General features: G+C 65.4%; 10 protein-coding genes. 3 read left to right on the top strand and 7 right to left on the bottom strand.

Features of this window, described 5'->3' with window-relative positions; genetic code table 11:
• A partial coding sequence (locus AC3AYF_RS12080; RefSeq protein ID WP_487779781.1) for a peptidoglycan DD-metalloendopeptidase family protein occupies positions 1-863 on the top strand: 863 nt, incomplete at its 5' end.
• 324 nt (positions 864-1,187) lie between these two features.
• Positions 1,188-2,603: a PhoH family protein gene (locus tag AC3AYF_RS12075; protein WP_298848949.1), complete on the top strand. Its 1,416-nt coding sequence runs from the start codon at positions 1,188-1,190 to the stop codon at positions 2,601-2,603.
• Between the two features lie 83 nt (positions 2,604-2,686).
• Here AC3AYF_RS12075 and AC3AYF_RS12070 read toward each other — a convergent pair whose 3' ends face one another.
• From AC3AYF_RS12070 to AC3AYF_RS12060, 3 genes are all read right to left on the bottom strand, one after another.
• The gene (locus tag AC3AYF_RS12070) at positions 2,687-2,926 is read right to left on the bottom strand and encodes a hypothetical protein (protein ID WP_149433735.1); all 240 of its coding nucleotides are present in this window, start codon (positions 2,924-2,926) and stop codon (positions 2,687-2,689) included.
• A gap of 102 nt (positions 2,927-3,028) precedes the next feature.
• Entirely contained in the window at positions 3,029-3,658 is a 630-nt protein-coding gene (locus tag AC3AYF_RS12065) for a DUF938 domain-containing protein (RefSeq protein ID WP_487779780.1), read from the bottom strand.
• A gap of 11 nt (positions 3,659-3,669) precedes the next feature.
• The gene (locus tag AC3AYF_RS12060) at positions 3,670-4,335 is read right to left on the bottom strand and encodes an alpha/beta hydrolase (protein WP_487779779.1); all 666 of its coding nucleotides are present in this window, start codon (positions 4,333-4,335) and stop codon (positions 3,670-3,672) included.
• A gap of 187 nt (positions 4,336-4,522) precedes the next feature.
• Between AC3AYF_RS12060 and AC3AYF_RS12055 the strand changes: the two genes are divergently transcribed.
• Positions 4,523-6,202 (top strand): alkaline phosphatase family protein, encoded by a 1,680-nt coding sequence (locus tag AC3AYF_RS12055; RefSeq protein WP_295039591.1) that lies wholly within the window; start codon positions 4,523-4,525, stop codon positions 6,200-6,202.
• Here AC3AYF_RS12055 and AC3AYF_RS12050 read toward each other — a convergent pair.
• From AC3AYF_RS12050 to AC3AYF_RS12035, 4 genes are all read right to left on the bottom strand, one after another.
• A complete protein-coding gene (locus tag AC3AYF_RS12050; protein ID WP_295039589.1) occupies positions 6,159-7,160 on the bottom strand; it encodes a TerC family protein in 1,002 nt (333 codons plus the stop codon). The genes AC3AYF_RS12055 and AC3AYF_RS12050 overlap by 44 nt on opposite strands.
• Positions 7,161-7,380: 220 nt before the next feature.
• Entirely contained in the window at positions 7,381-8,247 is an 867-nt protein-coding gene (purU, locus tag AC3AYF_RS12045) for a formyltetrahydrofolate deformylase (RefSeq protein ID WP_295039587.1), read from the bottom strand.
• A gap of 49 nt (positions 8,248-8,296) precedes the next feature.
• Entirely contained in the window at positions 8,297-8,977 is a 681-nt protein-coding gene (locus tag AC3AYF_RS12040) for a sarcosine oxidase subunit gamma (RefSeq protein ID WP_295039584.1), read from the bottom strand.
• A partial coding sequence (locus AC3AYF_RS12035; RefSeq protein WP_487779778.1) for a glycine cleavage T C-terminal barrel domain-containing protein occupies positions 8,970-11,374 on the bottom strand: 2,405 nt, incomplete at its 5' end. The genes AC3AYF_RS12040 and AC3AYF_RS12035, both read right to left, overlap by 8 nt.

Raw genomic sequence — 11,374 nt, 5'->3', positions numbered from 1 at the left:
AGAAGACGGGCGAAGCCGCCCAACGCATGTTTACCGGCACGGTCAACGGCTCTTTCGCGCTCTCGGCTCAGTCGACGGGGCTCTCCAGCGCCGAAGTGTCCGAACTCACCAGCGTGCTCTCGAAGAAACTCGATTTCCGTCGCAACGCGCGCGCGGGGGATCAGTTCCGGGTGCTGGTCGAGTCCGACATGATCGACGGCCACTCCATGGACTCCAAGGTGCTGGCCGCCGAGTACGAGGGCCAGCGCATGAACCTGACGGTAGTCCGCAACAGTGCCGACGACCATTTCTACACCCCGGACGGAAACAGTCTCGACCCGGCGTTCGACCGTTATCCTTTCCAGGGCCACTACCGCATCAGCTCACCGTTCAACCTGCGCCGCCACCATCCGGTCACCGGCCGCATCAGCCCGCATAAAGGCACCGACTTCGCCATGCGCAGCGGCACGCCCATCGATGCCCCGGCGGACGGCATCGTCGAACGGGTGGTCAACCATCCGATCGCCGGTCGCTATATCGTGATTCGCCACAACAACGGCTACGTGACCCGCTACCTGCATCTCAGCAAGGCGCTGGTCAAGCCCGGCGAACACGTCAAGATGGGTGAAGAGATTGCGCTCTCGGGCAGCACCGGCCGTGTCACGGGCCCTCACCTGCACTATGAAGTGCTGGTGAACAACCACCAGGTCGACGCCATGCGCGTGAAGCTGCCGGAGTCCCAGAGCCTCCGAGGCGATGCTCTCGCTGCCTTCAAGCGCGAATCGGAAAACCTGCTGGCGAAGCTGGATCAGAGCGGCGACAACGAACCGGCGATCGCCCAGGTCAGCGTCAAGAAGAACGACGACGGCGACGACAACATCTAGTCGATGTCATCGTCGTTCAAGGCCCCGCCACGGCGGGGCTTTTTTGTGGCTCTCCTTTCCGGGGCGAGCGCCGGCTCGCCGATGGCCACCATTCCCCGCATGAAAGAGGCAACCGTTTTTTGCGCCGAGTCCTCAAATGGGGGTAGCGCTTTGGGTCACATCAGGCCATTCTGGGGGTGACTTCATCCGTCAGAGAGGTAAAGCCGACACAGTCTTTACGTTCGAACGATAGTGGCACTGACGGAGTGAATCGTGGCGACACCGTTCTGTCACCGCACTCTGTCAGGGTCGAGTAGCCTTGAACTCACAGGAGTGCTTTTGCCGATGGTGCGAATCGACAAGAAAGCGAACAGGCTCTACGTACTGGACACCAATGTCCTGATCCACGACCCAGCAGCCCTTTACCATTTCGAGGAGCACGATGTCGTCATCCCCATGACGGTGCTCGAGGAGCTGGACAAACACAAGAATGGCATGCGCGAGATCGCGCGAACCGCAAGACAGATCAGCCGCACCCTCTCCGACCTCACCGCCCACGTTACACCGGAAGAAATCCAGCAAGGCATTCCCATTCCCCGCGTCACCGGTGGTCCCGCCGGTCGCCTGCGCTTCTTGTGCTACCAGGACCTGGCGCCACTGGAGACACTGGAAAACTCCCCCGACAACCGCATCCTCGCCGAGACCTGCCGGCTACGCGACGAAAGACCCGATGCCTCCGTCACGCTGGTGACCAAGGACATCAATCTGCGGGTCAAGGCCACCGCGCTCAACGTCCCGGTGGAGGACTATCTCAACGACAAGGCGTTCGATGATCTCGACGCCATGATCGAGGGAGCCAAGGTCTACGCCGACGCCGGCCGCGACGGGCGCAGCCTGTGGGAATCGCTCGATGTCGAGGTCATGGTGGAACGCACCGATGGCCACACCTTCTATCACCTGGAAGGCGGCATCCCCGAGGACTGGCATGTGGGCATGCTGGTCTCCGACAGCGACAACGGTGCCGAATTCGAGGCCATCGTCCGCAGCCATGGTCCCCGCAAGGCCAGCCTGCAGCTGTTGACCAACTACCGCCATCACGGCGGCGTCTGGGGCGTCCACGCCCACGACAGCCGGCAGAACTTCGCCCTCAACCTGCTGATGGATCCGACCATCGACTTTCTCACCCTGGCGGGCAGTGCAGGGACCGGCAAGACCTTCATGACGCTCGCTGCTGCCCTGCAGCAGACGCTGGACAGCAAGCAGTTCGAGCGTATCGTCTTTACCCGCGCCCCCATCCCGATGGGTGAGGACATCGGCTTTCTGCCCGGCACCGAGGAGGAGAAGATGTCGCCGTGGATGGGTGCCTTCCACGACAACATGGACAACCTGCTGCGCGACGAGCGCGAGGGGTCGTCGAGCTGGAACGATGGCGCGACCCGGCAGTTGATCGGCTCCCGCGTCCAGATCCGCTCTCCCACCTTCATGCGCGGGCGCACCCTGAACGATACCTTCCTGATCATCGACGAGGCCCAGAACTTCACGCCAAAGCAGCTCAAGTCGCTGGTGACGCGCGCCGGACGCAATACCAAGATCGTCTGCCTGGGCAACGTGGGACAGATCGACACGCCCTACCTGACGGCCAACACCTGCGGCATGGCAGCGGTCGTGGAACGTTTCCGCGACTGGCCCCATGCCGGCCATATCACGCTGAAAAGCGTCGAGCGGTCCCGACTCGCCCTGGCGGCGGAGGAGCTGCTGTAACTCCCTCGTCGACCTTCTCCCATCCAACGCAAGACGCCCCGGCCAAGCCGGGGCGTCCATCGGTCATGTCCCACCAGTGACCGTCAATAGTCGTCTTCTGAAGGCTTCTTGTTGTTCATGACGTCCTCGATCAGCTGTTCGGATTCGCTGCGCGGCGTTTCGGCCAGGATCCGCTCGGCCTCCTCCCAGGCACAGACTTCCGTATTGCAGGAGGTGCAGTAGACCAGATCATCGGCTGACTTGGCCTGGGAAACCTTCATCATATGGTTGCCGCAGTTGGGGCATCCCTTGGGCATACGAAACTCTTCGGAAAAGTCTGACACGGCATCACTCCTTGTCGGCCGTTGAAGGTCTGCATCCAGTGTAGTCGAGTTGTGGCTCGCTGCGGCGACATCTCCCTGCCCGATGCCGAATCGCCTCGGGCGTCAGCGCCGCCAGACGACACAGAGATTGTTCGCCGGCAGCTCGTGAACGGCCTCGCACTTCAGGTCGGTGTCCTCGGCCAGCCGCTCCACCGCTTCGAGATCGCGAATGCCCCAGCGCGGATCACGCGCCCGCAGCTGGTCATCGAACGCCGCATTGCTGGGCGCAGTATGCTCGCCGTGGCGCCGAAAAGGGCCATAGACCACCAGCGCGCCACCCACGGGAAGCCGACGTCCGGCTGCGGCGAACAGGGCCTCGCTGGCGGCCCAGGGGGAGATATGCAGCAGGTTGATAGAGACGACCGCGGTCATATCCGGCAACGGCGGCCAATCCGCCATGACATCCAGAAGAACCGGCGCCGCGAGGTTATCCAGCGCCTCGGTCTCCCGCCAGGCAGCGATCGAGGCCAGCGCGGTCTCGCTGGGATCCGTCGGCTGCCAGCACAACGGCGCCAGGTGACGGGCAAAATAGACCGCATGCTCGCCACTGCCGCTGGCGATCTCCAGTACCCGCCCCGCGCTCGGCAGTACCGAGCGCAGCACCGTGAGAATCGGCTCGCGATTGCGCGGGGCGGCCGGGCTGGAGAGACGCCGGTCGCTTCCCCGCGGTTCCAGAGTGTCCATGCTGTTCATGACGCCCCCCGTCACTGAAGTCTCGCGGTCAACCAGGCGGCGATGTCTCGCGCCTGCTCGGGGCACAGACTGTGCCCCATCTCGTAGGTGCGGTAATTGACCGGGTAGCCCAGCGACTCGACCTTCTCGGCGCCCTCGCGCCCCAGGGATTCGGGGACGACGGGATCGACCGAGCCGTGATGCACCTCGATGGGCAGACGGCGGTTGACCTCCGCCAGATCGATGCTGTCGGCGGTGGCGAAGTAGGTGGTCAGCGCCAGCAATCCGGCCAGCGGCCGGGCGCAGGAAAGCGCCGCCTCGTAGGCCACCGCGCCCCCCTGCGAGAAACCGGCGATCACGATCCGCCGACTGTCGATCCCATTGGCGATCTGGTCATCGACCAGCCCGTGGACGCGCTCGGCGGAAGCGCGTAGCTGCTCGACATCGACCCGGCGGCCGAGATTCATCTCGAGAATGTCGTACCATGCCGACATCGTCATTCCGCCGTTGACCGTCACCGGCAGTTGCGGGGCATGGGGCAGCACGAACCGCACGGCCAGCGAATCCGGCAACTCCAGCGCCGGTATCAACGGTTCGAAATCATGACCATCGGCCCCCAGCCCATGGAGCAGAATGACACAGGCATCGGCCTTTCTCCCGTTCGATGGTTCAATGATCAACTCGCGCGCAGCTGTCATGTTGGATCGTCCTCGTCGCCTGGTTGGCCCGGTTAGGGTTCGAAATTCAGGTCACCCAGTTTAACGTGCCATCCGAAACCTTGCGCGCTGCGTAGGATGATGAACGGATTCGCTTCACGCCCACCCGACGGCTACAGGTCAAAGCCATGCCGATTCCGAATCGCCTGACCCGACTCAAGGATGAGCCATGACGTTTTCCCTCGCCCAGGCGCCTCGCTGGCACCTGCTTCTGGCCCTGACAATGCTCAACATCCTGCTGCTGACACCGGAGCTTCCCTGGGCGGGCTTTCCACCGCGACACTGGATCGCCCTCGAGGTGCCGCTGATCGTCGGTGTGCTGGCCCTGCTGCCCCCCTCGCGCTGGCGACGCTGGCTATCCGGGCTGGTCGCTCTGTTCGCGCTGGCGATCGTCTTCGGCGCCGCCGGCGACGCCTTGACGCAAACCCTGCAGGGGCGATCGCTGAACCTCTATACCGACATCAAGCTGGTTCCCATCCTGGTCGAGCTGATCGTCACCAATCTCGGCCTGCCGCTGGCCATCGCAGGCTTATCGGCCGCCGGCCTCGCCGCGTTCGCCACCGGCCTGTTGCTGGCGAGACTGCTGCGCGGTTTTCACGCTCGCAACACGCCACGTGCGCTGGCGCTGCTGCTGGTTTTGTCGGGAGGCATCGGGCTGGCGGGCGTCAATGTCCTGTCCCAGGACAACGCGCCGGCCTGGATCGCCAGGCTCGGCCACCCCGCTGCCAGCTTCGTGAGGTTCGAATGGCAGCGCGCTTTGCAGACACGCCAGGCGATGGCGACGTTCGGGCGCCGGCTGTACGACGACGATCACGCCTATGCGGCGCCCGGCGGCCAGGCCCTTCCCGGCTTGGCCGACACCGATGTCATCCTGGGCTTCATCGAGTCCTACGGCGTCGCCGCCATCGAGCGCGAACCGTTCAGGGCCGAGATTCGGCCGCGGCTCGAGACGATAGCGCACCAGCTCGCCGCCGCCGGCCTGTCGGTGGCCACCGGACGCATCACCGCTGCCACGCTGGGCGGCCAGTCCTGGCTCAATCACGCCACTTTCGCCAGCGGCCTGCCGGTCACGTCGCAGCTGCGGTTCGAGCTGATGATCAATAGCCCCCATTCGACCCTGATCGACGATTTCAAGGCGACCGGGCACGCCACCATCGCCATCATGCCGGGCATCACCCGGGATTGGCCCGAGGGCGGCCGCTACGGCTACGACGAGATCCACACCGCCGGGAGCATGGACTATCAAGGCCCCTCGATGGGGTGGGCCAGCATGCCCGATCAGTTCACCTGGCAACGGGTCGAGGATTATGCGCTGTCACGTCACGACCGGCCGAGCTTTACCGAGTTGGCGACGCTGTCGAGCCACGCCCCGTGGTCGCCGGTCATCGACATGATCGAGGACTGGTCGACGGTCGAAGACGGGCGGGTTTTCGATCGCTGGAGAGGCGCGGGCGAGGGCTACGCCACGCTGTGGCAGGACACCGAGGCGATGCGCCGAAACTACGGCCCGGCCATCGACTACTCGCTACAGGCGGCCAGCGGCTTTGCCCGGCGCTACCTGGGCCGGAACCTGCCCCGCGGCGATCACGCCCTGATGATGATACTCGGCGACCACCAGGCCGCGCCGGCCATCATCGGCGACACGCCCGGCAGGGATGTGCCGCTGCATGTCATCAGCGACGATCCGGCGTTGCTACGGGGATTCATCGACAACGGCTTCCGGCCCGGCATGTTTCCGCCCGGGCCGCAAGCCGCGATTCCCATGGAGGGAATGCGGGAGCTGCTGCATCGGATCTACGGCGATGTCACTCCTGATGAGACGTCGCCGACTTCAGGTTCCGGCTCTTGATCAGACTGGCGACGGTGGTGACGACCAGGGTACCGAGAATGATCGACATGGAGAGCCAGATCGGGATTTCCGGAACCAGATGCAGCGGCTCTCCGCCGTTGATGAACGGCAGGCTGTTGGTGTGCATCGCCTCGATGATCAGCTTGACGCCGATGAAGGCCAGGATGAACGACAGCCCCAGGCTGAGATAGACCAGTCGGGTCAGCAGGCCGCCGAGCAGGAAATAGAGCTGGAGCAGCCCCAGCAGGGCAAAGGCGTTGGTGGTGAAGACGATATAGGGCTCCTTGGTCAGCCCGTAGATCGCCGGGATCGAGTCCAGTGCGAACAGCACGTCGGTCATCCCCAGCGCCACCACCACCATGAACAGCGGCGTCACCAGACGCTTGCCGTTCTTGACCGTCAGCAGGCGGTCGCTGTCGAACTCGTCGGTGGCCGGCAGACGCTGCTGGATCCAGCGCACGATGGCGTTGGGCTCGTACTCTTCGTTCTCGTCATGACCGCCCGCGCCCTCGCGCACCAGCTGAATCGCCGTATAGAGCAGGAAAAAGCCGAAAAGGTAGAAAACCCAGCTGAACTGCGCGATGGCCGCGGCACCGACCGCGATGAAGATGCCGCGCAGGATCAGCGCAATCACGATGCCGATCAACAGCGCCTTCTGCTGGTAGGCGCGCGGCACCGCGAACTTGGCCATGATGATCAGGAACACGAACAGGTTGTCGACCGACAGGCTCTTCTCGGTGATGAAACCCGCAAAGTACTCGGCGCCATGCTGCGCGCCCCAGACCCACCACAGACCGCCACCGAAGATCACCGCCAGCGCGATGAAGAAGACCGACCACCAGGCCGCTTCCTTGAAGGTGGGATCGTGGGGCTTACGCACATGGGCGTAGAAATCGAAGATGAAGAGTGCGGCGATGCCGGCGACAGTCGCCAGCCAGACCCAGACGGGTACGTGCATAGGGGAACCTCCGGTAGACGGTGAACGTCACCGAAAGTCTCTCCCGCTGCCTGCGGCGCCGTAAGCGGCCGTGGCAACCGATGATTCCGGGGCAATGTGGCCCGTGCTGACGAAATCATCGACCGGCGACGCCTGAGGCGCCGGCGGCGGGATACTCCCCTTCCGTGCTGAGCGCATTGTGTCTGCAAGTCGGTATCGACGCAAGCGGCCGGCACACATATCACCCCGTCAACACCACGGTTCTGCCGGCGTGGAGGAACACCCGCTTCTGCAGGTGGTAACGCACCGCCCGGGCCAGGGTCAGGCACTCGATGTCACGCCCCCGGGCCACCAGATCCTCTGGATAGTGGGCATGGTCGACCGCCTCGACGCCCTGGGCGATGATCGGCCCTTCGTCGAGGTCGTCGTTGATGTAGTGGGCGGTGGCGCCGACCAGCTTCACGCCCTTCTCGTAGGCCTGGTGGTAGGGCTTGGCCCCCTTGAAACCGGGCAGCAGCGAGTGGTGGATGTTGATCGCGCGGCCGGCGAAGTGATGACACAGCTCGGGCGACAGCACCTGCATGTAGCGTGCCAGGATCACCAGCTCGGCCCCGCTCTCCTCGACCACCCGGCGCACCTCGGCCTCCTGCTCCGCCTTGGTCTCCGGGGTGATCGGCAGATGGTGATAGGGCAGCCCGTGCCATGCCGCCAGCGGCTCCAGGTCGGGATGGTTGGAGACGATGGCGCGCACGTCGATCGCCAACTGCCCGGTACGATAGCGATAGAGCAGATCGTTGAGGCAGTGGTCGGTCTTGGAGACCATGATCACCACCGGCAGGCGGTAGTCCGGCGGGGTCAGCTCGAACTGCATGTCGAACGCCGACGCCCGCGCGTCGAATTGCCCGCGGAAGTCGTCGCCGTCGAAATCGGCCTGCTCGGGGAGAAAGGCCGCGCGGATGAAGAACTGTCCGCCGCGGTAGTCGTCGAAGGAGTGCAGCTCGGTGATGTAGCAGCCCTGCTCCTTGAGAAAACGGGTCACCACGTCCACCGTGCCCAGCCGGCTCGGGCACTGGGCGGACAGAATCCAGCTATTGTTTTCAGAATGCATGTTGGCTCCAGCCAGGCCTGGCCCCTACTGTCGCAGGGGCCTTGTATCGTCAGGGCGAGGCGGATTCCACGCGCAGCCCGTACTCGCGTCCGGCGTCCAGCAGCCAGCGCACGCAGTAGTCGGCGAAGCTGCGCCGCACCACCAGCTCGAAGCGTTCTTCGCTCGGGCGGCGCAGCACCACGCTGGTCTTGGCGAAGACGGTACCCACCGCCTTGCCCACCGGGAGCCCCTGCTCGTGCACGTCGTAGGTGACCGACTTCATCAGCAGCTCACGCGCCTTCTCGCCGGAGAGCTCCAGCAGGGTCTGGCCGCCGCCGACGTTGACGATGGCGAAGTGGGCATCCTCCAGCCGCGCACGCAGCCGGTTCTCCAGCTCGAACTCCTCGCCGGCGGGCACGATCACCAGCCACTCGTCCTGCGAGACCCACTGCACCGAGCGGCTGCCCTCGGCGTCGAGCACCAGCCCCAGCGGCTTGCCCGGCAGGCTCACCCCGAGTTCGGCGCGCACCGCCTCGTCGAGGGTGATGGCCCCACCGCGCAGCACCAGATGGCCGAGGAATGGCCGCTCGACCACCCTGATCGTCCCGGCGGCGCCACCTTCCTCGGTGACGCGCCCCTGTACCCGGCTCCACTGCAGCGGCGACTCGGGGGTGACGCCGGCGTCGGCGCCCGGATGCGCATCGAAAGTGGCGGCGTTGCCGGCGTTGTCTTCAGAACGGGCTTCAGACATTCTGGCGCTCTCCCTTGGGATCGATGAAGACGGTACTCACGACTTCGGCCTGGTGGACACTGCCGTCGGACATCGGCAGATAGACGGTCTCGCCCATCCGGTTGCGTCCGCCCTTGAGCACCGCCAGCGCGAAGCCGCTCTCCAGTACCGGGCTGTAATAGCTCGAGGTGACGTGACCCATCATGGTCATGGGGATCTTCTGCTCGGGGTCGAGCACGATCTGCGCCCCCTCCTCGAGGACCACCTTGGGGTCCTTGGGCTTGAGCCCCACCAGCTGCTTGCGATCCTCGCGGGCGGTGTCCGGACGCGTCAGCGCGCGCTGGCCGATCCACGAGAACGGCTTGTCGTAACCCACTGCCCAGTGCATGCCCAGATCCTCCGGGGTCACCGAGCCGTCGGTGTCCTGACCGGCGATGATCAGCCCCTTCTCGGCACGCAGCACGTGCATGGTCTCGGTGCCGTAGGGGGTGAGGTCGTACTTCTCGCCGTGGGCGAACAGCGCCTTCCACACGTGCATGGCGTAGTTGGCCTGGACGTTGATCTCGAACGCCAGCTCACCGGTGAAGGAGATACGGAACACCCGCGCCGGGACGCCGGCGACCTTGCCCTCCTTCCAGTCCATGAACTTGAACTGCTCACGGTCGAGGTCGATATCGGTCACTTCCGACATCAGCTTTCGCGCGTCCGGGCCGGTCACGGTCATGGTCGCCCAGTGGTCGGTGACCGAATTGAAGTAGACCTGCAGCTCCGGCCACTCGGTCTGGTGCCACAGCTCCAGCCACTCCAGCACGCCGGCGGCGCCGCCGGTGGTGGTGGTCATCAGGAAGTGGTTTTCGGCCAGGCAGCTGGTGGTACCGTCGTCCATCAGCATGCCGTCGTCCTTGCACATCAGCCCGTAGCGCACGCGCCCCGGTGCCAGCTTGGCCCACTTGTTGGTGTAGACCCGGCCCAGGAACTCGCGCGCATCCGGCCCCTGGATATCGATCTTGCCCAGGGTCGAGGCGGCGAGGATACCCACGCCGCGGCGCACCGCCAGACACTCGCGCGCCACCGCCTCATGCATCGTCTCCAGACGCTCTTGACCGCCGGCGCGGCGTTTTTGTGGAAAATACCAGGGGCGCTTCCACTGGCCGACATCCTCGAACTCGGCGCCGTTCTCCACGTGCCACTGGTGCAGCGCGGTGTAGCGCTCGGGATCGAACAGCTCGCGGCAGTGGCGGCCGACGATGGCGCCAAAGCTGACCGGGGTGTAGTTGGGACGGAAGACCGTGGTGCCCACCTCGGGGATCGAGCGATTGAGGCAGCGCGCGGCGATCGCCATGCCATTGATGTTGCCCAGCTTGCCCTGGTCGGTGCCGAAGCCCAGCGCGGTGTAGCGCTTGACGTGCTCGATCGACTCGAAGCCCTCGCGGGTCGCCAGCTCCACGGCGGCTGCGGTGACATCGTTCTGCAGATCGACGAACTGCTTGGGCGCGCGCAGCGGCGGCTTCTCGTGGGGGATCTGATAGAGCGCGCTGGTCGGCGACTCCTGGCGCACCGCGACCTCGGGTACCGCGATCGCCGCGGCCTCCTCGAAGCCCGCCTCACGCGCCGCTTCGGCACCGACACCGGCGCCGTCGGTGAGCGTCTCGCCGAGGGCATAGACACCGTGGGCGCCGCCGGCAAAATGCATGCCCTTGACCTCGCCGGGCACGAAGCCGAGCAGGTCATCGCGCCACTGCGGGCGCTTGCCGGTGTGCGAGGCCAGGTGGACCACCGGGCTGTAGCCGCCGGAGCTGGCGATGGTATCGCACTCCAGCGTCTCGACCTTGCCGGTCACCACGAAGCGCTCGGTGTCGATCGCCACCACCTTGGCACCACTGATACGCTGGCTGCCGGTGGCCTCCATCACCGCGCTGCCGGTGATGACACGGATGCCGGCGTCGCGGGCCTGCTTGACCAGGTCGCCATCCGGCTTGGCCCGCGAGTCGACCACCGCGACCACCTCGCGGCCGGCCTCCTGCCAGTCCAGCGCCGCGCGATAGGCGTGGTCGTTGTTGGTGGAGAGCACCAGGCGCTGCCCGGGTACCACGCCATAGCGGCGGATATAGACAGAGATCGCCCCCGCCACCAGGTTGCCGGGCACGTCGTTGTTGGCGTAGACCAGCGGGCGCTCATGGCTGCCGCTGGCCAGTACCACGCGGCCGGCACGCACCCGGTGCAGCCGCGCGCGCACTTCGCCTTCGCGACCGGCGCCCGCGGCGGTATCGGCGAGGTGCTCGGTGCGCCGCTCGTGCAGGGTGACGAAGTTGTGGTCGTGATAGCCGTTGGCGGTGGTACGCGGCAGCAGCGTGACGTTGGCCAGACCGGCGAGTTCGGAGACAACCTGTTCGGTCCAGGCGCTGGCCGGGGCGCCGT

It is taken from the genome of Salinicola sp. (assembly GCF_982684285.1).
Note: the sequence above shows the minus strand (reverse complement) of the source record. Positions and strands in the feature narration are given on the sequence as shown.

Bases quoted from the DNA above. Each gene is read 5' to 3' on its own strand.
- AC3AYF_RS12075 (WP_298848949.1), top strand. From the start codon at position 1,188: ATGGTGCGAATCGACAAGAAAGCGAACAGGCTCTACGTACTGGACACC.
- AC3AYF_RS12065 (WP_487779780.1), bottom strand. From the start codon at position 3,658: ATGAACAGCATGGACACTCTGGAACCGCGGGGAAGCGACCGGCGTCTC.
- AC3AYF_RS12060 (WP_487779779.1), bottom strand. From the start codon at position 4,335: ATGACAGCTGCGCGCGAGTTGATCATTGAACCATCGAACGGGAGAAAG.
- AC3AYF_RS12055 (WP_295039591.1), top strand. From the start codon at position 4,523: ATGACGTTTTCCCTCGCCCAGGCGCCTCGCTGGCACCTGCTTCTGGCC.
- AC3AYF_RS12050 (WP_295039589.1), bottom strand. From the start codon at position 7,160: ATGCACGTACCCGTCTGGGTCTGGCTGGCGACTGTCGCCGGCATCGCC.
- purU (WP_295039587.1), bottom strand. From the start codon at position 8,247: ATGCATTCTGAAAACAATAGCTGGATTCTGTCCGCCCAGTGCCCGAGC.
- AC3AYF_RS12040 (WP_295039584.1), bottom strand. From the start codon at position 8,977: ATGTCTGAAGCCCGTTCTGAAGACAACGCCGGCAACGCCGCCACTTTC.